The organism is Roseobacter insulae (assembly GCF_019375555.1).
GTDB lineage: Bacteria > Pseudomonadota > Alphaproteobacteria > Rhodobacterales > Rhodobacteraceae > Roseobacter > Roseobacter insulae.
On record NZ_JAHXDN010000009.1, the window covers coordinates 80,821 to 101,376 of the forward strand.

The 20,556-nt window shown below is 59.4% G+C and carries 23 protein-coding genes; 11 read left to right on the forward strand and 12 right to left on the reverse strand.

Annotated elements, in window-relative coordinates:
* From groES to KX928_RS22755, 5 genes are all read left to right on the forward strand, one after another.
* Window positions 1-288: a co-chaperone GroES gene (gene groES, locus KX928_RS22735; protein ID WP_219507517.1), complete on the forward strand. Its 288-nt coding sequence runs from the start codon at window positions 1-3 to the stop codon at window positions 286-288.
* A 67-nt stretch (window positions 289-355) separates the two neighbouring features.
* Window positions 356-1,999 (forward strand): chaperonin GroEL, encoded by a 1,644-nt coding sequence (groL, locus tag KX928_RS22740; RefSeq protein WP_219507519.1) that lies wholly within the window; start codon window positions 356-358, stop codon window positions 1,997-1,999.
* 717 nt (window positions 2,000-2,716) lie between these two features.
* Window positions 2,717-3,451 carry a sensor histidine kinase gene (locus tag KX928_RS22745; RefSeq protein WP_219507521.1) on the forward strand — a complete coding sequence of 245 codons (735 nt, stop codon included), beginning with the start codon at window positions 2,717-2,719 and terminating at the stop codon, window positions 3,449-3,451.
* A gap of 116 nt (window positions 3,452-3,567) precedes the next feature.
* Complete coding sequence (locus KX928_RS22750) at window positions 3,568-4,059, forward strand: response regulator (RefSeq protein ID WP_219507523.1); 492 nt, start codon at window positions 3,568-3,570, stop codon at window positions 4,057-4,059.
* A gap of 159 nt (window positions 4,060-4,218) precedes the next feature.
* On the forward strand, window positions 4,219-5,115 hold the full coding sequence (locus tag KX928_RS22755; protein WP_373274820.1) for a DMT family transporter: 897 nt from the start codon (window positions 4,219-4,221) through the stop codon (window positions 5,113-5,115).
* Here the strand turns inward: KX928_RS22755 and KX928_RS22760 are convergent.
* Window positions 5,081-5,536, reverse strand: a complete 456-nt coding sequence (locus KX928_RS22760; protein ID WP_219507525.1) for an NUDIX domain-containing protein — start codon at window positions 5,534-5,536, stop codon at window positions 5,081-5,083. The genes KX928_RS22755 and KX928_RS22760 overlap by 35 nt on opposite strands.
* Before the next feature lie 72 nt (window positions 5,537-5,608).
* Here KX928_RS22760 and KX928_RS22765 point away from each other — a divergent pair, with 72 nt between their 5' ends.
* Both KX928_RS22765 and KX928_RS22770 read left to right on the forward strand, forming a co-directional pair.
* Window positions 5,609-6,400 (forward strand): alpha/beta hydrolase, encoded by a 792-nt coding sequence (locus KX928_RS22765; RefSeq protein WP_219507527.1) that lies wholly within the window; start codon window positions 5,609-5,611, stop codon window positions 6,398-6,400.
* A complete protein-coding gene (locus KX928_RS22770) occupies window positions 6,387-7,532 on the forward strand; it encodes an alpha-D-ribose 1-methylphosphonate 5-triphosphate diphosphatase (protein ID WP_257884039.1) in 1,146 nt (381 codons plus the stop codon). Before KX928_RS22765 ends, KX928_RS22770 begins: the two co-directional genes overlap by 14 nt.
* A gap of 7 nt (window positions 7,533-7,539) precedes the next feature.
* Here KX928_RS22770 and KX928_RS22775 read toward each other — a convergent pair whose 3' ends face one another.
* From KX928_RS22775 to KX928_RS22785, 3 genes are all read right to left on the reverse strand, one after another.
* Window positions 7,540-8,607 (reverse strand): 5-(carboxyamino)imidazole ribonucleotide synthase, encoded by a 1,068-nt coding sequence (locus KX928_RS22775; RefSeq protein WP_219507540.1) that lies wholly within the window; start codon window positions 8,605-8,607, stop codon window positions 7,540-7,542.
* Window positions 8,600-9,088: a 5-(carboxyamino)imidazole ribonucleotide mutase gene (purE, locus tag KX928_RS22780; protein WP_219507550.1), complete on the reverse strand. Its 489-nt coding sequence runs from the start codon at window positions 9,086-9,088 to the stop codon at window positions 8,600-8,602. The genes KX928_RS22775 and purE overlap by 8 nt, the downstream gene beginning before the upstream one ends.
* A gap of 93 nt (window positions 9,089-9,181) precedes the next feature.
* Window positions 9,182-9,406, reverse strand: coding sequence for a YdcH family protein (locus KX928_RS22785; RefSeq protein ID WP_219507665.1), 225 nt, complete (start codon window positions 9,404-9,406; stop codon window positions 9,182-9,184).
* Window positions 9,407-9,564: 158 nt separating this feature from the next.
* On the opposite strand from KX928_RS22785, the gene KX928_RS22790 reads away from it, so the two are divergent.
* From KX928_RS22790 to KX928_RS22800, 3 genes are all read left to right on the forward strand, one after another.
* A complete protein-coding gene (locus tag KX928_RS22790) occupies window positions 9,565-9,978 on the forward strand; it encodes an Hsp20 family protein (protein WP_219507553.1) in 414 nt (137 codons plus the stop codon).
* 4 nt (window positions 9,979-9,982) lie between these two features.
* Window positions 9,983-10,207, forward strand: a complete 225-nt coding sequence (locus KX928_RS22795) for a DUF1150 family protein (protein WP_219507555.1) — start codon at window positions 9,983-9,985, stop codon at window positions 10,205-10,207.
* A 77-nt stretch (window positions 10,208-10,284) separates the two neighbouring features.
* Complete coding sequence (locus KX928_RS22800) at window positions 10,285-11,166, forward strand: PhzF family phenazine biosynthesis protein (protein WP_219507558.1); 882 nt, start codon at window positions 10,285-10,287, stop codon at window positions 11,164-11,166.
* 59 nt (window positions 11,167-11,225) lie between these two features.
* Here the strand turns inward: KX928_RS22800 and KX928_RS22805 are convergent, their stop codons facing one another.
* The 3 genes from KX928_RS22805 to trxB form a co-directional block, all read right to left on the reverse strand.
* Complete coding sequence (locus tag KX928_RS22805; protein WP_219507560.1) at window positions 11,226-12,944, reverse strand: bifunctional sulfate adenylyltransferase/adenylylsulfate kinase; 1,719 nt, start codon at window positions 12,942-12,944, stop codon at window positions 11,226-11,228.
* 178 nt (window positions 12,945-13,122) lie between these two features.
* Complete coding sequence (locus tag KX928_RS22810) at window positions 13,123-14,442, reverse strand: cytochrome P450 (protein WP_219507563.1); 1,320 nt, start codon at window positions 14,440-14,442, stop codon at window positions 13,123-13,125.
* A 197-nt stretch (window positions 14,443-14,639) separates the two neighbouring features.
* Window positions 14,640-15,623: a thioredoxin-disulfide reductase gene (trxB, locus tag KX928_RS22815; protein ID WP_219507566.1), complete on the reverse strand. Its 984-nt coding sequence runs from the start codon at window positions 15,621-15,623 to the stop codon at window positions 14,640-14,642.
* A 199-nt stretch (window positions 15,624-15,822) separates the two neighbouring features.
* On the opposite strand from trxB, the gene KX928_RS22820 reads away from it, so the two are divergent.
* Complete coding sequence (locus KX928_RS22820) at window positions 15,823-16,323, forward strand: Lrp/AsnC family transcriptional regulator (protein ID WP_219507568.1); 501 nt, start codon at window positions 15,823-15,825, stop codon at window positions 16,321-16,323.
* Between the two features lie 8 nt (window positions 16,324-16,331).
* Here KX928_RS22820 and KX928_RS22825 read toward each other — a convergent pair whose 3' ends face one another.
* From KX928_RS22825 to lgt, 5 genes are all read right to left on the reverse strand, one after another.
* A complete protein-coding gene (locus KX928_RS22825; RefSeq protein ID WP_219507569.1) occupies window positions 16,332-17,102 on the reverse strand; it encodes a Hint domain-containing protein in 771 nt (256 codons plus the stop codon).
* 301 nt (window positions 17,103-17,403) lie between these two features.
* Window positions 17,404-17,688, reverse strand: coding sequence for a hypothetical protein (locus KX928_RS22830; protein ID WP_219507667.1), 285 nt, complete (start codon window positions 17,686-17,688; stop codon window positions 17,404-17,406).
* 158 nt (window positions 17,689-17,846) lie between these two features.
* A complete protein-coding gene (pgeF, locus tag KX928_RS22835; RefSeq protein WP_219507573.1) occupies window positions 17,847-18,602 on the reverse strand; it encodes a peptidoglycan editing factor PgeF in 756 nt (251 codons plus the stop codon).
* Window positions 18,599-19,657 carry a class I SAM-dependent methyltransferase gene (locus KX928_RS22840; protein ID WP_219507575.1) on the reverse strand — a complete coding sequence of 353 codons (1,059 nt, stop codon included), beginning with the start codon at window positions 19,655-19,657 and terminating at the stop codon, window positions 18,599-18,601. Before KX928_RS22840 ends, pgeF begins: the two co-directional genes overlap by 4 nt.
* Window positions 19,654-20,538: a prolipoprotein diacylglyceryl transferase gene (gene lgt, locus KX928_RS22845; protein WP_219507577.1), complete on the reverse strand. Its 885-nt coding sequence runs from the start codon at window positions 20,536-20,538 to the stop codon at window positions 19,654-19,656. Before lgt ends, KX928_RS22840 begins: the two co-directional genes overlap by 4 nt.
* Between the last annotated feature and the right edge of the window lie 18 nt (window positions 20,539-20,556).

Genomic DNA, 20,556 nt, shown 5'->3' on the forward strand with positions numbered 1-20,556 from the left:
ATGGCATTGAAACCGCTTCATGACCGCGTGCTGGTACGCCGCACGGAAAGCGAAGAAAAAACATCCGGCGGATTGATCATCCCCGATAGCGCAAAAGAGAAGCCCTCCGAGGGTGAAGTTGTTGCGTGTGGCGAAGGTGCCCGCAAAGACAGCGGCGAGCTGATCGACATGGCTGTCAAAGCCGGTGACAAAATCCTTTTCGGCAAGTGGTCCGGCACGGAAGTCACGCTCGATGGCGAAGAACTGCTGATGATGAAGGAAAGCGACATCATGGGGATCATCGAGTAAGCCTGTCGGCTGCTCTGATTTTCAATCGCTGAACTCTAAATAGATATTCTCAAGAGGAGAAAAAAACATGGCTGCTAAGGACGTCAAATTCGACACCGATGCCCGTAACCGTATGCTCAAGGGTGTGAACATCCTTGCAGACGCGGTCAAAGTCACGCTTGGCCCGAAAGGCCGCAACGTGGTTCTGGACAAGTCTTTCGGCGCTCCGCGCATCACCAAGGACGGTGTATCGGTGGCGAAAGAGATCGAGCTGGAAGATAAGTTCGAGAACATGGGTGCGCAAATGGTCAAGGAAGTGGCCCAGCGGACCAATGACGAAGCAGGCGACGGGACAACCACCGCAACTGTGCTGGCCCAGGCCATCGTCAAGGAAGGCATGAAATCGGTTGCCGCCGGCATGAACCCGATGGACCTCAAGCGCGGCATCGATCTGGCGACAACCAAGGTCGTCGAAGCGATCAAAGCTGCGTCGCGTGAAGTCAGCGACAGCGCAGAAGTGGCGCAGGTGGGTACGATCTCTGCCAACGGCGAAGCCGAAATCGGTCAGCAAATCGCGGATGCGATGCAGAAAGTTGGCAACGAGGGTGTGATCACCGTCGAGGAAAACAAAGGCCTGGAAACAGAAACCGACGTCGTCGAAGGCATGCAGTTCGACCGCGGCTACCTGTCGCCTTACTTTGTCACCAACGCCGACAAGATGACCACAGAGCTGGAAGACTGCATCGTGCTGTTGCACGAGAAGAAGCTGTCTTCGCTTCAGCCAATGGTTCCGCTGCTTGAGCAAGTGATCCAGTCGCAAAAGCCGCTGCTGATCGTTGCCGAAGACGTGGAAGGTGAAGCGCTGGCGACCCTCGTGGTCAACAAGCTGCGCGGTGGTCTGAAAATCGCGGCTGTGAAGGCACCTGGTTTCGGCGATCGCCGCAAAGCCATGCTGCAGGATCTTGCGATCCTTACAGGCGGTCAGGTCATCTCCGAAGATCTGGGCATGAAGCTTGAGTCCGTGACCATGGACATGCTGGGCTCGGCCAAGAAGGTACAGATCACCAAGGACGAGACCACAATTGTGGACGGTGCTGGCGAGAAAGCCGAGATCGAAGCCCGGGTTGGTCAAATCCGCACGCAGATCGAAGAAACCACATCCGACTACGACCGTGAAAAACTGCAAGAGCGCGTTGCCAAGCTGGCAGGCGGTGTTGCGGTGATCCGCGTCGGCGGCATGACCGAGGTTGAAGTGAAAGAGCGTAAGGACCGCGTTGATGACGCGCTGAACGCAACACGCGCTGCGGTTCAGGAAGGTATCGTTGTCGGCGGTGGTGTGGCTCTGGTTCAGGCCGGTAAAACACTCGAAGGTCTGAAAGGCGAGAACAACGATCAGAACGTTGGTATCGGTATCGTGCGCAAGGCGCTCGAATCGCCGCTGCGTCAGATCGCTGAAAACGCCGGTGTTGACGGGTCGGTTGTCGCAGGCAAGATCCGTGAAAGCGATGATCTGAAGTTCGGCTTCAACGCGCAGACCGAAGAATATGGCGACATGTTCGCGTTCGGCGTGATTGACCCGGCCAAGGTGGTCCGTACTGCTCTGCAAGACGCCGCATCGATTGCTGGTCTGCTGATCACCACCGAAGCCATGGTCGCCGACAAACCCGCCAAAGAGGGCGCAGCACCTGCCGGTGGCATGCCCGACATGGGCGGCATGGGCGGCATGATGTAAGCTGTTCCCATCTTTAGAGAAAAAGGGGCTCGCCGAAAGGCGGGCCTTTTTTATGCGTGACGGGTCCGCATATCGCCGCGTGCATTACCGGAGTCCGCAGTCTGCGCGGTCGGGCCAGTCGCTCAACAATCCGGCAGTACCGTCTCAGCGCGTCTTGTCCGCCTGTTGCAATGATCGCAGCATTGGCGAATTCAGGAGTTCTCTCCACCGCGTTTATGCTGATCGCGCCAGCATCAACCAGTTCGAGAGTCACCTCTTTTTTCACACCTGGCATCGCTTTGAATAACAACAACCATCTCAAATGGCCTGTTCGTTGTGGACCATGTCGGACCTGCGCCGCCCGGGTATCAAGTCTACGGCCGATATCCATGCAGGTTTTGTCGCGATCACGTTGCTTGACGCCAGTTGTTACTCAATGATTTTTCGTTTCACGTGGTGGAAATAAGTAGTTGATCTATATCGCATTTTATTGATTTTTTGGGTCAGATAGCGCAATCCCAGGGCCATAAGTGTCCCATTGGCTTGGCGGAAATTTTTGATGAGCTTCAGGGGTTGAAATCTCTGCCTGCCCGTCGCCCCGACCAGTTGTTCCCGGGGGCGACAGGCGGGCACCGTCCGTGTTGTGCTTGTTCTCTGCGCTTTGGTGCGCCGTTAACAGTGTATTTAGTGCGGGCTGCTAGCGTGCCGGTCAACAATCAGTATCGAGGACAACGCCCCATGATTCCCAGTGCAACGCCACGCGCGCCCGACCCCTCATCGGCCGCCGCGTCCTCGGAACCCACGTCCAAAGACTTTGAAGACTTCATTTACCTGATCAGCCATGATGTGCGAAATTCGGTGCGCGCTCTGATCGAGCTTCCCCAATGGATCGCCGAGGACCTGACCGAGGCCGGTGTCAAGATCGACGGATCGGTTGCCGAGAGCATCGAGTTGATGAACAAGCATACCGGCCGATTGGACCGTATGCTGGTGGATTTGCTGACGTTTTCCCGGGTCGGGCGGATGCAGAACGTCGAGGAGGTTCAAATCGACGCGGCCCTGAGTGAAGTTCTTGAAGAAATACATATTCCACAAGGCTTTACCGTCCTGCGCGCTCTCGATTGTGATGTCTTGAAGATTGGCGAACGGGACATCATGACGCTGCTGACCGCATTGATCTCGAATGCCGTGAAACACCATGATCGCACCATCGGAAAGATCGTCGTGGCCTGTTATCGTGACCGGCATGAGGTCGTGTTAACCGTGCGCGACAACGGCCCCGGTATTCCGGCAGGCTATCACGAACGGGTTCTAGGGGCGATGACAACACTGCGACCCCGTGACGAGGTGGAAGGCAGCGGTATGGGCTTGGCCATTACCCGAAAAATCGCGCTGCTATATGAAGGTAGCGTGTCAATCAAAGAAATCAGCGAAGGGCGGGGCACAACGATCGAAGTCCGGTTGCCCGCGTGATCCCAGCAAACCCGATCACCTCCATTTTACCTTCGACCGTCTGAACAGTCCGATCATCGCCACATCCGGGCGCGCGGCATGTCCGCGTGTCACATCACCAAAAAGGCAGAAAGCCTATGTTTCTAAACCATGATTTCCCGGCCCTTTCAGCTCTGCCGTTGTTTGGGCCCATACGAACCCTTCTGCTGGACGACTGCCGTTTTGACCGCGCCAGGATGCGGCGATTGTGCCGCCAGACCAGCTTGATCATGACCGTGGAAGACGTGGCCGACCTCGCACAGTTTGACCGTGCACTGCAGTCCGGAAATCATGATCTCTATCTTGTGGATTACCACTTGCCTTCGGGATCAGGTCTCGATGCTCTCAGTGCCATTCACGGCGGGGTACCCGGTGCTGCCGCGATCATGATCAGCGGGACCGACAGGCCCGAGCTCGAATATGGCCTGAGCACTGGTTGCCACCCTGTTCTGAAAAAGGCATTCCTGACCCCGGATCTGCTTGAGACAGCAATTCGCGAAGCGGTCTTCAGCGCGCAGTACGAGGGGTCGTTGGAACCCGCGCCCCCCGTTGACGTCGACCGTTGCAGTCGCAACTCCATGCTGGCCTGACCACCGCTTGGCATTGGCGGCCTCTGCACCCAGACCTTGCTGGTTTAGCCAAGGCTGGCGACGCGCAGACCTCGGGCAGCCTGCTGTCACCATCCGCCGGGAATCCTGACCAGAAGAACACACCCGCGTGACGCTTCGGCACACCCGCGGCGACTGTTGATGATCGAGCGGCTTGGCTCTTCCAGAAAGAACGGCTATGGCGATTTCATGTGGCTCTTTCTTCTTACGGCGTTGACCATGATCGCCTTCGCCGCCAACTCGGTGCTGACGCGTCTTGCCGTTGATGGTGGTTTCATCGATCCGAGCAGCTTTGCATTGATGCGCGTCCTTTCCGGCGCGGTCGTGCTGGGCATGATCATGACAATCCGGGGTGGCAGCCTGCATCTGTTGCAACGCAACCGTGTGGTCGGCGCGTGCAGTCTGGCAACCTATATGGCGGGTTTTTCGCTGGCTTACCTGACCCTCGATGCGGGTCTCGGCGCCCTGATTCTCTTTGGCGTCGTTCAGGTCTCCATGTTCGCGCATGGTGCGATGTCCGGCTCTTCGCCCACCCACCGGCAGGTCGTGGGCGCATCAATTGCCTTTGCCGGATTGCTTTTGGCCCTGTGGCCGGGGCCGGGCGGGCAAGCGAATATTGTCGGGGCCGGGTTCATGATTGCTGCGGGGCTGGGCTGGGCCGTGTACACGATTTCTGGCCGGGCGTCCCCCGACCCGCTTGCCGCGACCACGGCGAACTTCATTTTGTGCCTGCCCGTACTGGCGGTTGTGCTGGTGGGCCTGGCCTCCCGGACGACCGCGCTTGGACTTGCACTCGCGATCCTGTGCGGCGGCGTCACCTCCGGTTTGGGTTATGCCTTGTGGTACACGGTCTTGCCGCGCTTGCAGCAAAGTGTTGCGGCCGTCATCCAACTCAGCGTGCCGATCATCGCGTTGATTGGCGGGGCGGTCCTGCTGGGCGAAACAATCACGCCGCTTGTCGCGCTTGCGACGCTTCTGGTGATCAGCGGGATTGCGATTGCCGTCACATCACGATCTGTTCAAGCGGATCGTACCTGAGCGGAGTTGCCGGGTCGAAGGCAATATCCGCAAGACTGCTCGGCTTCACGTTCAGACCGGACATGTCCTCCCGGCGCACCCAGGCATGGTGCGACACGATCTTTTCGGGATCCTGCCAGTTGTCAGGTATGTTCGCATCCCCCAGAATGGAGCATCTGAAGAACAGCTCCACCTGATGAAATCCACTGCGCGGATCATGAAACTCATTGACGAGGCAGGGCAACCCGACGCGGACCGTCAGGCCGGTTTCCTCCTGTACCTCGCGCGCGAGGTTATCGGGCAGCGACGCGCCGGGTTCGACACCGCCACCGGGCGCACATAGCAACGTGCTGCGCCCCTTTGGCCATGCGTTCACGAGCAAAAGCCGCTGCTTGTGAATAATCACAGCACGTGCGGCGAGGCGAACAGGGTTCGATGGCATAAAAATGGGCTTTCTTTAAAAGCGCGTGACGTCATACTTTTGTAGAGGGCACCGGGGCACTATCTCAAGGTCATGGTTCAACAGTTCAGAATTCTTTTTGCGCTTGTCGCGTTTAGTCTGGTTGCCACCGGCGCAGATGCCCGCTGTGCCGTGCTGCTGCACGGATTGGCGCGCACCGAATTTTCGTTTGCCTTGATGGAAGCGGCGCTGGAAGCCGAAGGCTACAAAGTCGTGCGCCCGGGATACCCGTCGACAGAAGCGCCCGTGGCCGAACTGGTGAAGCGTACCCTGCCGGATGCCGTTGCAAACTGCGGGCCGCGCGGCAAGGTGGATTTCGTGACCCATTCGATGGGGGGGATACTGGTGCGCCAGTGGGTGGCCGATGCCGCGCCAAACAGGATCGGGCGCGTGGTGATGCTGGCGCCACCAAACAAGGGCAGCGAAGTTGTTGATGCCCTCGATAACGTTGAAGCTTTTGGCTGGATCAATGGCCCGGCTGGCGCCCAGCTTGGCACGGACCCTGATGATCTGCCGCGGCGGCTGCCTCCTGTCACCTTCGAATTGGGGGTGATCGCGGGCGACCAGTCGCTGAACCCGTATTTTTCATCGCTTCTGCCGGGGCGGGACGACGGCAAAGTGTCGGTTGCATCCACGCGGGTCGAAGGCATGAAAGATCACATCGTTCTGCCTGTCACGCACACTTTCATGATGAACAATCCTCGTGTAATTGCGCAAACAATTGCGTTTTTGAACACCGGGGCGTTTAACCGGTCCCTGTCGTGGTTCGATGCGGTTTTGTTGCAACTTGGGTGTCCGGACGGCAGCTGTGTGCCGGACGTGGGAAAGATCATTGGTAAACCTTGACTTTAAAGGGGCAACCGTTCTGGGCCCGGAAGGGTTGGCAGAGGCGGAGCTTTTTGTTGCCGGTGGAATGATCGTTGATGGCCCGACAGGGCGCACCGTCAGCCTGCCGGGGTACCTGCTGCTGCCCGGGATCGTTGACGTGCACGGCGACGGGTTTGAACGGCATCTTGCACCACGACGCGGTGCAATGACGCAGATGGCCGAAGGATTGGTGGCCGCAGAGGCGGAGTTCGCCGCGAACGGTATCACCACGGCCGTCCTTGCACAGTTTGTCAGCTGGGAAGGCGGATTGCGCGGGCTCACCTTTGCCGATCAGGTATTTAACGCCATTCGCGAGACCGCCCCGTCGCTGGTCACCGATCTCAGGGCGCAATTGCGGTTTGAAACGCATATGCTCGACCTGTACGACAGCCTTCCGGAGCGTATCGACCAATGGGGTGTCGAATACGTGGTGTTCAACGATCACCTGCCGCATGCGCGTCTTGCCGAAAAACGCCAGCCACCGCGCATGGTGGGGCAGGCGCTGAAGGCGGGGCGCAACCCGGACGCGCATTTTGACATGATGCTGCGGCTGCATGCACAGTCGCCCGAGGTTCCGCACGCGCTGGATGCGCTCTGCGCCGTGTTGCGGGACGCTGGCATTCGCATGGGCAGTCACGATGAGGCAACGCGCGAAGCGCATGATACGTGGCGCGCGCGGGGCGCGACGATTTCGGAGTTCCCGGAGACGCTTGAGGCGGCGGAAGCGGCGCATCAGGCGGGGAACTCAGTTATTCTGGGCTCTCCGAATGTGGTCCGGGGCGGATCACACAAGGGCAATGTCTCTGCCGTTGAACTGGTTACGATGGGGCTGTGTGATGCCTTGGCGTCGGACTATCATTACCCAAGTCCCCGGCGGGCGGCGCTGATGCTGGACAAATGCGGCGTGGCGGATTTCGCGACATGCTGGAACCTGATATCGGAAGGCCCCGCTAAAGTTCTGGGGCTGACGGACCGCGGGGTGCTGTCCGCAGGTAAACGCGCTGATATCGTCATACTTGATGAGAAAAGCCACAGGGTTGCAGCGACCATGTCACAAGGTCGCTTCAGCTACATGTCCGGCGACATCGCGCACAGGTTTTTGGCTGCCTGACAGGTGGTTAGCTTACGATCCGGTTGACATGGCCCATTTTCCGGCCCGGCTTGGTTTCTGCCTTGCCATAGAGGTGAACGGCGCATCCCGCTTCCTTCGCCAGCGCCGGGAGTCGATCAACGTCATGCCCGATCAGATTCTCCATGACAACGTCGGCGTAGCGCGACCCATCGCCCAAGGGCCACCCGGATATCGCGCGAATGTGCTGCTCGAACTGGTCGACAACACAGCCATTCTGCGTCCAATGGCCGGAGTTATGAACCCTCGGCGCGATCTCGTTCACGATCAGGCCGCCGGGCGTCACAAACAACTCGACGCCCAGCACGCCGACGTAGTCCAGCGCATTGAGGATCTTGGCAGCGATCAACACCGCGTCGGTTCGTTGCGATGAACTCAGACGCGCAGGCACAGTCGTGGTGTGCAGAATGCCGTCCCGATGCACATTTTCGCCGGGATCGAAGCAGGAGACATCGCCCAGCACACTGCGAGCGGCGATCACGGACACTTCATGTGTGAAGGTGACAAACCCCTCCAGAACAGCGGGTTGACCAGCCATGTCGCGCCAGGCGGGCCCGACATCGGCCTCACTCTTCAACCGCGCCTGTCCCTTGCCATCATATCCAAAACGGCGGGTCTTCAGGATCGAAGGAACCCCGAGCCGGGTTACGGCAGACGTCAGCGAGGCCGCGTCTGATACATCCGCAAAGGGCGCTACAAGCAGCCCCAGATCCTGAAGATATGCCTTTTCCGTCAGCCGATCCTGACTGACCCGCAATGCTTCACGGCCGGGTCGGATCGGCACCAGCGCTTCGATCACGTCAAGCGCTGACGTGGGAATATTCTCGAACTCATAGGTAACGACATCGACGTTCCCGGCAAACGCGGAGAGCGCATCGGTATCATCGTAAGGCGCGGTGGTCAGTTGATGCGCCACATCGGCAGCGGGCGGATGGGCACCGGGCTCGTAGATATGCGATTTGAACCCGAGGCGTGCCGCTGCGACCGAGAGCATGCGCCCCAACTGACCGCCGCCCAGAATGCCGATGATGGCGCCGGTGGGCAGGGGATCAGTCATTTTCGGGCGCTTCCGGGATGGAGGCGGACAGGTCGGCGCGCCATTGGTCCAGTCGTGCAGCGAGGTCGGCATCCTGCAACGCGAGAATGCCGGCAGCCATCAACCCGGCATTTGCTGCACCTGCGGCTCCGATGGCCATCGTGGCGACCGGGTAGCCGCGGGGCATCTGCACGATGGAATAGAGCGAATCCACACCGGAGAGCGCCTTGGTCTGAACCGGGACGCCGATCACCGGAACCCGTGTTTTCGATGCCATCATCCCCGGAAGATGCGCGGCCCCCCCGGCCCCCGCGATAATCGCCTGCAATCCGCGCTGAACGGCGGTTTTGCCATAGTCCCAGAGCCGGTCAGGGGTCCGGTGCGCAGAGACGATGCGGGTTTCGTATGAAACGCCGAGCGCATCCAGAAGCTCGGCGGCTTCCCGCATTGTCGGCCAGTCGGACTGGCTGCCCATGATGATCCCGACAACGGGTCTGGTCATGTCAAAGGCTCCCTCGGCCCGATTTGTGGAAGCGGCACTATAGCCAAACGCAAGCCCATGGCAATGCGCCGTGCGATACTCTCATAAATGGCGTCAGGCGATGATGTCCGGGGTCAGCCGGTCCTCGATCTGGGCAATCAGATCCTTGAGCCGGAGTTTGCGTTTCTTCAGCCGTTGCAGGGTCAGCTGGTCGCCCATGCCCTTCTCGGCGAGCGCGTGAATCGCTTCGTCGAGATCCCGATGTTCACGTTTGAAGACTTCAAGTTCAACACGAAGCACTTCATCCGTTTTCATGGATAGATCGGAAGGCGCGTTCATCGTGGTGTGATTCCGTTTCTTTTCTGGTCGTATCATAGGCGTTCACCATCCGAGCGCCTAGCCCTTGTGTCGACGGCATTTGCTACCCATATTCAAGTCACGGGTTGCCATAACGGGGCCCGGATTTGACTGTCGCTTGACTGATGAGGACGTGTCGCATGACGAAAATGACCCTGGCGTCTTATCCCCATATGTTGGGATTCGAACAGCTTGAACGGCTTCTGGAACGCACCGCGAAATCTGGAAACGAAGGCTATCCGCCTTTCAATATCGAACAGACGTCGGATTACTCCTACCGCATTACCCTGGCTGTTGCCGGTTTTGCGGAAGACGACCTGTCTATCACAGTCGAGGACCGGCAACTGGTGATCCGAGGTCGCCAGACAGACGACAGTGAGGGCCGCGTATTCCTGCATCGCGGAATCGCCGCGCGTCAGTTCCAGCGGAGCTTCGTGCTGGCGGATGGTGTCGATGTCGGCGAGGCGGTCATGGAAAATGGCCTGCTTCACGTAGATTTGACCCGCGCCAAACCGCAGACCGTCGTTCAGACGATCAACATCAAGAAAGGGTAACGACATGGAACAACCGTTTGACACAGCGCCAGCTGAAAATCGCATCGTTTACGTCAAAGCCGTTGATGTGACTGAACTGCCATCCGAGGTCCGTGATCAGGCTGGCGATCTGGATCAGCTTTACGCGGTGCACGACAGCGACGGGCAGCAGCTCGCGCTTGTCGCTGATCGGAAGTTGGCGTTTCGATTGGCCCGCCAGAATGACTATGCCCCCGTCGCGGTGCATTGACGGCACGATCCCAAGATGGAAATGATGAGCCAGGCCGCAGATCGCTGCGGCCTTTTTCTTGCGGGGCGGGCGAGGCTATGGCTTTCGAATTCGATTGGGTGGATGCATTTACGGACACACCGTTCGGCGGTAACGGCTGCGCGGTTGTGCACGGCGGGGCCGCCCTGTCAGAGGCCATATGCATGGCATATGTGCGGGAAACGTCGCTGGTGGAATGCACATTCACGGGACCCTCTGAGATTGCCGACATCCGCGTGCGGTATTTCCTTGCAAGCCGGGAGATCCCCTTCGCCGGGCATCCGACCGTTGCGACTGTTGCGGCATTGCGGGCGCGCGGGATGATTGCCGATGGAGATCTGACACTTGAAACCCTCGCAGGGATAATTCCGGTAACGGTGGCCGGGGACCGTGTGACTATGACGCAGGTTGCGCCTCACTTCGGGCAAAAAGTTCCCGCGGACATCGTCGCCCCGGTGGGTGGCCTGAGCGCTGATGATATTGTCGGCATACCGCAGATTGTCTCCACCGGCCTGCCTTTTTGCATAACGGTTCTCAAGGATGTCGAGGCCTTGCGCCGCGTTGCCCTTGATATTGCGGCATTGTCGTCATTTGCCAGACATCTCGGACACTCCGACATCGATATGATGGAACCCTTCTGGGTGACCCTGTCTGGGGCCACGTCGGCGGGCGATACGTACGGCAGGTTGCTTCTGGCGCCACCAAGCCCACCGGAAGACCCGTTTACCGGCTCTGCGACAGGGGCCATGGCGTCTTACCTCTGGGCTCATGGCATGATCGCGCAGCCGGAGTTCGTTGCGGAGCAAGGGCACGGGATGGGCCGTCCGGGCCAAGCCGCCGTGCATGTTCTGGGACCACCGACCGGCATTACCGGCGTCGATGTGTCCGGCCAGGGGGCCATTGTCATGTCGGGACAGGTGTTCTTGCCGGACGATCTCTGACAAGATAAAACCGCCGACCCTGTGTGGACCGGCGGTTTATCAAACCTTGCTCGTCTGGATCAGGCGTTGCCGCTGATCAGACCCATGCTTTCAAGTTTCAAGAGGACCTGGTGGGCGCAGTTGTCCACATCCACATTCTCGGTCTCAACACTGAGTTCTGGATTCTGCGGCACGTCATAGGGGTCTGAAATTCCTGTGAATTCCTTGATCTTACCTTCGCGCGCCAGCTTGTAGAGACCCTTGCGGTCACGGCGCTCGCATTCCTCGATCGAGGTTGCGACATGCACCTCCACAAAGGCACCGAAAGCCTCGATATCCTCGCGAACAGCACGCCGCGTTGTGGCATAGGGCGCGATGGGCGCACAAATTGCGATGCCGCCGTTCTTGGTAATTTCCGAGGCCACGTATCCGATGCGACGGATGTTCAGGTCGCGGTGTTCCTTGGAAAAACCAAGTTCGGAGCTGAGGTTCTTCCGGACGATGTCGCCATCGAGCAGAGTCACCGGGCGTCCGCCCATTTCCATCAGCTTCACCATCAGGGCATTGGCAATGGTCGATTTTCCGGAGCCGGAGAAACCGGTGAAGAACACCGTGAAACCCTGCTGGTTCCGTGGCGGTCTGGTGCGACGCAGCTCTTTGACCACCTCGGGGAAGGAGAACCACTCGGGAATCTCCAGACCCTCTGCCAGACGGCGGCGTAACTCGGTGCCGGAGATGTTCAGGATGGTGACCTTGTCTTTATCCTTGATTTCGTCGGAGGGCTCGTATTGCGCACGCTCCTGCACCCAAACCATATGTTTGAAGTCCACCATCTCGATGCCCATTTCCTCCTGATGCGTCCGGAACAGGTCCTGGGCATCATAAGGGCCGTAGAATTCTTCACCGGCGGAGTTCTTTCCGGGGCCGGCGTGGTCGCGGCCGACGATGAAATGGGTGCAGCCATGGTTCTTGCGGATCAGGCCGTGCCAGACCGCTTCGCGCGGTCCCGCCATCCGCATGGCAAGGTTCAGCAGGGACATCGATGTTGTCGCTGCGGGATATTTGTCGAGAACGGCCTCGTAGCAACGCACGCGGGTAAAGTGATCCACGTCGCCGGGTTTCGTCATGCCGACCACCGGGTGTATCAGCAGGTTGGCCTGCGCCTCGCGCGCCGCGCGGAACGTCAGCTCCTGATGAGCACGGTGCAGCGGGTTGCGTGTCTGGAAGGCCACGACGCGCCGCCAGCCAACCTTGCGGAAGAAGGCCCGCAGTTCATTCGGCGTATCGCGGCGCGCGCGAAAATCATAGTGTACGGGCTGTTGAATGCCAGTTACGGGGCCGCCGAGATAGATGCTTCCGGCCTGATTGTGCAGGTAGTTCACGGCGGGGTGGGCGTCATCGTCCGCGCCGAAGACCTTCTCGGCCTCCCTGGCTTTGTTCGGCGTCCAGCGGTCTGTCACGGTCATGGTGGCGAGAATGACGCCTTCCTGGTCGCGCAGCGCGATATCCTGGCCAATCTCCAGACCTTCTGCGAAGGCATCGTTCACATCCAGGGTGATTGGCATTGGCCAAAGCGACCCGTCAGCGAGCCGCATGTTTTCAACGACGCCATCATAGTCGGCTTCGGTCAGGAAACCCTTGAGGGGGTTGAAGCCGCCGTTCATCAGCAACTCAAGGTCGCAAATCTGGCGTGGGGTCAGGTCCCAGCTGATCAGATTACCAGCTTCTGCCTTCAGTTTCTGGGCGGAGTCGTAGGAAACAAAGAGTTCGGGGATGGGCGCAAGATTGGGTGTAGACATCAAAATACTCACTTAACTAAGGGCGTGGCATTCCCCCCAAATGCCGTCGAACGCCCTTTAACGCGCCAAGTGCGTTTCTTTCAAGCAAAGAGTGTGGCGCCAGCGCGCTATTCTTTACCTTTGGTTAAGAAAATGTGGCCAAATGGGCCCACTTCCGCGCTTTACCCGGATAAGCGGATCAAACCCGGTCCAGAATCACCGGCAGACCGCCTTTTGGTTTGGGAATCGGCATGCGGTGCCAGTGCGGTGCCGAGCCTTGCAGACGGATGCGCCGGTTTCGCAGGAGTGTCGCGACGAACAGTTTCACCTGCAACGTGGAAAAGTGCATCCCGATGCATTTATGCGCCCCACCGCCAAACGGCGTCCATGCGAATTTATGCCGCTGATCTTCAGCCCGGTCGGGCCCAAAACGGTCCGGGTCGAAAACGGTGGGCTGACTGAAAAGCTCCGGCGACAGCATGGTGACCCCGGGGTTCAGGGCAATGGATGTCCCGGCGGGTACATCAAACCCTTTCCAGTGAAAGTCACGTGTCGCCAAGCGTGGAATAAAGGGAACCGGCGGCACAAGGCGCAACGCTTCACGAAAGACGTTGTTGGTCTGTGTCATCTGAGCAAGTGCGCCATCGTCCAGCGGGCCGTCTGCCAGTCCGTTGACTTCCGCGATCAGCCGGTCTTGCCACTGCGGATGCTGCCCCAGCGCGGCGATCATGACAGACAACGTTGTTGCCGTGGTGTCATGCGCCGCCATGATCAGGAGGTTAAACTGATCGAGTATCTCGTCTTCGCTCCAGCTCTCTCCGTTCTCGTCCCGCGCGAGGCACATCTGTGAGAAAAAATCATCGCCTCCGTTTGCCCGCCGCTCGGGGATCAGCTTGCGGAAAGTTTCGCGCAGAAAGCGCCGGCCGCGGACGCCGCGCCACATGGGCGTGAAGGGAACAGGCCGACGAATGACCGCCACAGATGCACGGATCTCGTCTTGAATGGCGCGGTTGACGCGTTGCGCCAAGTCACCATCCAGTGGCAACCCCATGAACACGGCTCCGCCCATGCGCAGGGTCAGGTCCTTGATGGCCGTGTAAAAGCAAGACGGCGTGCCAACCGGCCAGTCTTCCAGCAGCGTTTCCATCGCCTCTGTCATCCGCACGCGGTAGTCCCGGATCGCATTCGCACGAAAGGCCGCCGTCATGATGCGGCGGTTGCGGCGGTGATGATCAAAATCCTGAAGCAGGAGGCCGCCGGGATAGATACGCTTGAGAGCATCCCATCCGCCTTCGGAGGAAAAGATCCGGTCGCGGTCCAGAAGAACCATTTCCAGAGCATCCGCGCCACAGAGGTTGACGCGCCAGACGCCCAGCATTTTGGTTTTGTAAACAGGCCCGTAGCGTTGGATGTAGTCTTGTTGCGTGCCGTAGCTGTCGCGCGCGATGGTGAGTGTGTGCCCGATGATCGGGGTCGCGGGTGGGCCGGGGATATGCGATAGGGCGGCTTTCGTGGGCATGAAGTAACCTCGCGGATCAGGAGAAATCAGAGCGCACCAGAGCCGGTACGCGATGATTTATCCCGCCACGAGGTTTGAGGCATCTTAACCCACCGTACGCACGCAACGGCGCCGGGTATATGGGCGGGCAGGTTTAGTGAATTGGACGCATAGACCCGCAACTCCGCACGCGCAGGGCGCTGCGTGAAAGGAAGCCCCTATTCAGCTGCGCTGAAGCTGAGCGGCGCTATGGCCTCACTGTCTTCCTGCTCCGCCAGAAACCGTTCAGCCTCCAGCGCGGCCATGCAGCCCATGCCCGCGGACGTCACTGCCTGACGGTATTTGTGATCCGTCAGGTCGCCCGCTGCGAAGACGCCGGGAACAGAGGTTTCGGTGCTGTCAGGCTTAGTGACAACATAGCCCCCCATATGCGTCTCCAGAACATCCTTGACCAGTTCATTGGACGGCGCGTGCCCGATCGCGACGAAGACCCCCTTGGCCGGGATTTCGGTGATTTCGCCGGTTTTGGTGTGTTTGACCCGAACCGCCTCCACACCCAGCGGCGCGTCGGTGCCAAGCACCTCGTCAAGCTCATGAAACCACAGCGGTTCGATCTTGGGGTTTTTCATCAGACGATCGATCAGGATCTTTTCAGCGCGCAGCGCGTCGCGGCGGTGGACCAGCGTGACCTTGGAGGCGAAATTAGTCAGAAACAGAGCTTCTTCAACGGCCGTGTTGCCACCGCCGATGACCACGATTTCCTGACCCCGATAGAAAAAGCCGTCACAGGTCGCACAGGCCGATACGCCAAAGCCCTTGAATTTCTCTTCGGACGGCAGGCCAAGCCACTTGGCGCGGGCACCGGTCGCCAGAATGACCGCATCGGCCACATAAGTTGTGCCGCTGTCGCCTGTCGCGACGAAAGGACGTTTGGACAGATCCAGATCGGTGATGATGTCGCCGATGACTTCCGTGCCCATAGCCTTGGCATGCTCCTGCATGCGTATCATCAGGTCCGGGCCTTGCACCTCGGTATCGCCGGGCCAGTTTTCGACCTCCGTTGTGGTTGTCAGCTGGCCGCCCGGCTCGATCCCCTGCACCAGGATAGGGTTCAGCATGGCGCGGCTCGCGTAGACACCGGCTGTGTACCCGGCGGGTCCTGACCCGATGATAAGAACGCGTGTCTGTCTTGTTTCGGCCATTTCGACCCCCCAATAGATTCATAGCAGCGACACCGGATATATAGCGGGGTGGTCAGCTCTTAAACCCCTTCCGTATAGGCGTTCCGTGCAACCCTGCCTTGCGCGGATACCGGGAGGAGGAAAGAATCTTGCGCAGATACGAAAGATTATTGCGCGTGCTTTGGGGGATGTTATAACAACCGCAAATTCTGGGGGCAAAATGGCTGGCACGAGACTGGATCCGATTGATCGAAAAATTCTGGCGGAACTGCAAGCCGATGGGCGTATGACCAACGTCGAACTGGCTAAGCGTGTTGGCATTTCCGCACCGCCCTGTCTGCGGCGCGTGCGTACGCTGGAAGAAGCGGGTTACATCCGGGGCTACCATGCGGATGTCGATGCCCGCGAGTTGGGCTTCGAAGTTCAGGTTTTCGCCATGGTGGGTCTCGCCAGCCAGGCGGAGGTTGACCTGACCGCCTTCGAAGACCGCTGTCGCGCGTGGCCACTGGTACGTGAGTGCCATATGCTGAACGGTGAGGTGGATTTCATCCTGAAATGCGCCGCGCCCGACCTGTCCAGTTTTCAACGGTTCCTGACTGGTGAGCTTCTTACAACTCCCAACGTCGCCAGCGTGAAAACTTCACTGGTCATCCGGGGGGCCAAGGACGAACCCGGGGTGCCGTTTGATGTATTGGAAGAACGTCTTAGCAATTCCGCCTGAGGACGCTGTCAAGCGGCCGTCAGATCAAACTCATCCGTGGCGCGGGCATAGCGCATCGGGCCAAATTCGTTGACATGCGACACGTGCGGAAACAGCGACAGATACACATCCCGGAGTGTATGAGACAGCGATCGCAGGGCATTGGGACCCGGGTGATAGGTTTCAATCTCAAGACCGCCGGCAATCACAGCGGCATGGCTTTGCAGGCTGAGGTGGAACATCCGGATCGGTGTGGGCGGTGACACCTCGATCACGTTGACGCCTTCAACAAAAGCGCGTGCGGGTGTCAGCACACGCTTTTCGGCACCATCGCCGCGCAGGTGCGGCGGCGTTTGCAGCAATCGGGCGGCGGGTCCGAGGCTCAGGAAGCTGTCGGGCCGGTTGACCCCGAAACTGTCTGCCATAATGCGTGTCAGCGGTGTGCGATGCCCCCCATCCGACGGCGCAAATGTCGCCGAACCGATCCACGTGACCTTGCTGGCCTTGCCTTCTGCCGTCATCAGATCGTCGCCGGGTTGCAGGTCTTCCACGGCAATGAGGCCGGATGTCGTCTGTAGCAAAGTACCATGCGCAAAGGCTGAGAAAGCCATGTCGAACTGAGGCATTGTGGGAACTTTTCGCTGGCCGATCACGATACTGCCGTCGGATCTGAGTGCCGCGATGTCAACAACCCGCACGCCCACGGACGGCTTGCCTCGGGCGCCGCTGGCGGTCTGCACCTTGGCGTAGCTTTGCGGCGCGGCGGGGGGCGTTGCGCTGGCAGGCGGCGTATTGGTCATGCGATTACCCTTGCAGGCTGGTCACATCCCGTGTCGGCCCCCACCGACGAACACGGAAAGGACAGCTCGTGAACTTTCGTGTCTAGGAAGCATAGGAATCGCGCTTTTGCCGCTGCCCTGTCAAAATTTCGCTGTGATTGATTTTGGTGTTTGCGTTAATCCGGCAAGATCGCCGGTTTTGTTTCCGAAACTCAAAAAACGCCGCCACATTTTAAGAAAATAGCGCCCCCGGCGATTCGACACCTGGAGGCGCTTGTTGAGCGGTTTCTGGAACCCTGCCGGAAACTGGCGCCACTGCCTGTCAGCCGGTTTTCCGGGCCTCTTTGTCCGCTTCTGCTCGTTTCGCGATAAATGCCGCGCGACGTTTGCCGCGCGCCCAGGGCATAACGGTGTCTGACGCCGCTGCTGCCTCGGTGATCGATTTGATAAAACGGGTGTTCGTCTTCATGGGTTCATTCCTGCTCAGTGCGTTTCGGGCATTTGCCTCTTGCTGACACTGAAACTGACCGATCATTCGGGCCGGTTTTTGGCAAAAACCAAATAAGGTGAAAAAAATTACCGACATATTTTTGGCAAATGCGGGCAATTTGCCTCATTTGGCAAAAGCCCATGTTTTCCTGTGAAATTTCTCCACATCACGGCGCTTGACCGTGATCAATGCTCGGCGAGACGGCGGATTGTTCACAAAAAATATGGCGGTGTGGAGGCCCGGAGTGCCCCAATCTTGCCCGGTTTTCCCACATATCACAGCGCGATAGCAGCGATAAGCCGACCGTAGTCCGCCTCCTTCGCATGGGTGGCGCGCCGGTACGAAAAGAACCTTTCCGGGTCGGAATAGGTGCAGTGCCGGGTCCATTCGGCGGAGGCAATCCCCGCGCCGCGCAAACGCGACAATCCGAAAGCCGGCAGGTCGAACTGCATCTTGTCGCCCGTGCCACTGGCGAAAAACCGTGCGTTTTCCGGGGTCTCCGCCATGAAGTCGTCGAAAAACTCCGGACCGACCTCATACGCGGATTGCGAGATGGAGGGACCTATCACCGCTGTGATGCCGGATCTGTTGGCACCCAGATCGCACATCGCGTCAATCGTCGCTTCCAAAATTCCGTCAAGCGCGCCGCGCCACCCGGCATGTGCGGCTCCGATAACGCCGTTGTGGCGATCGGCGAACAGGACCGGCTGACAATCTGCCGTCAGCACCGACAGCGCCAGCCCGGGTTGCCTGGTCACCATCGCGTCGGCGCGCGGTTTGTCGGCGAAAGGCCCTGTCACCGTCATGACCGTTGTCGAATGGACCTGATGCAGGCTCAAGAGGTTGTCCGGGGTGACGCCCATGGCCTGCGCCACACGCGTCCGGTTGATTGCCACGATCTCTGTCTGATCGGAGCTGCCTTGCCCGCAGTTCAGCCCCGCGAATACGCCCGATGATGCGCCGCCGCGCCGCGTGAAAAACCCGTGGCGCAAAGGTGACAGGCTTTCGGATGTGAGAATCTCGAGCGTCATGTATCCAACCCAGGTGGCGGGCTGCTGCCATCTGGAAACAGACCCATCACCTTGAACAGGTTTCCCATTTCCTCGGGGTGCGTCAAGCGTCGATGTGCGGCAATATGCTTCTCAAGGGCGGCACCCTCCAGACCGGCAGCGAGCGCCTGTGCCCGATGCGTAATGCCAAGGCGTTCCAGAAACATGCCTTGGGGTGTCATCTGTGTGGTGGCACAGGGGGCCGCTCTGGTCAGCGCCTCGAAATCCACATGAGCCGTCAAATCCGCCTGTCCCGGCGCGGCCAGCGGGTCGACGCGCTCATGCGATTGCACAGCCTGAAATGTGTCGCCCAAACTGCGCCAGTCGCCGTAATCGATGATCAGCGCGCCACCGCCATGGGCAGCGATGCGGCGGCCCAGTTCATGGATTACCGGGCCGGCAGCCGGTGCATATTCGACGACATCGCCGACTTTTGTGTCGGTCAAACGCTCTGCCAAGGACGGTTGCGGTAATTCGGGGCCAAGGCCAAAGCGCAGGCTGTCCGCTTGCATCCCCACCTGGGTTTCGCGCCAATGCCTCTCGGATCGTGTGAACTGCCGGATGGGCAAGGCGTCGAAGAATTCATTTGCGATCGCAAACACGGGTCGGTCGGGCAGAACGTTCGCGGACCGGACATGGCCAACGTCATACCCGGCCAGAGCCTGCTTTTGAACATCTATCAGCCGCGGCGAAGCCTCGACGAGCACGATCTGCGCCGCCTCATGAAATCCATGGACACTCGATGTCGCCCGCAGCATGTCCGCCATCAGCGTCCCGCGTCCCGGTCCAAGTTCCGCCAGAGCGAAAGGCGCGGGACACCCCTGATCCATCCAGCAATGGGCAAGGCACAACCCAATGAGCTCGCCGAACATCTGGCTGATCTCTGGTGCGGTTACGAAATCTCCCTGCGCGCCAAAGGGGAGTTGCGTGGTGTAATAGCCATAGTCGGGATGCATCAGGCATTCTGACATGTAGTCGGCCAGACTGATCGGCCCGCTTTGCGCGATGCGCGCCATCAGCACGTCGCGCAGACTCATGTGGCGCGGCGTGCCCGTGTGACCAGCCAGACGCCCAAGAGGATCATCGGCAGGGACAGGATCTGGCCCATTGTCAGGCCCCATCCGGAAACATGCCATGCCAGCCCCAGCGGATTGCCGTCGGAGACGAATTGCGCGTCCGGTTGGCGCGCAAATTCGACGGCAAATCGGGCCAGCCCGTAGCCTGCGAAAAACACCCCTGCCACGAGGCCCGGTGTCTTTAACGCGCCCAGCCGCCAGACCAGCCAAATAAGCACCGCGCCCAGCAGCAGGCCTTCCAGCCCCGCTTCGTAAAGCTGCGAGGGATGGCGCGCGCAGAGCCCCTCGACATCTGGGCAATCCTGCGCCGCTTCCGTTGGAAATGCGACACCCCACGGCAGATCGGTGGGACGGCCCCAGAGCTCGGCGTTGATGAAGTTGGCGATGCGACCCAGCAAAAGACCCGGCGGAACCCCCAGCGCCATGACGTCCGCCGCACTCATCCTTGGTATGTTGTGGCGCCTGGTAAAGATGAACCCGGCGAGAATAACGCCCAGCAACCCGCCGTGAAATGCCATGCCGCCTTGCCAGACGGCTAGTATTTCTGCCGGATTCTGCAGGTAGTAGGCAGGTTGATAGAAGGTGACATACCCTAACCGTCCGCCCAGGATCACGCCGATGATCACCCATGTCAGCAGGTCTTCGATCTGAGCAGGGGTCATCACGACCGTATCATTACGCCAAAGCCGCGGCGTCTTTACCGCCATGACCACCAGACGCCAGCCCAGGATGATCCCGACAATGTAAGCCAAGGCATACCAGCGCAGCGCCAGTTCGTAGCCGAATATGGAGATTGAGAAAATCTCGGGCGAGATATCGGGAAATGGCAACAGCGCACGCATGCGGCATGCATGCCCGCC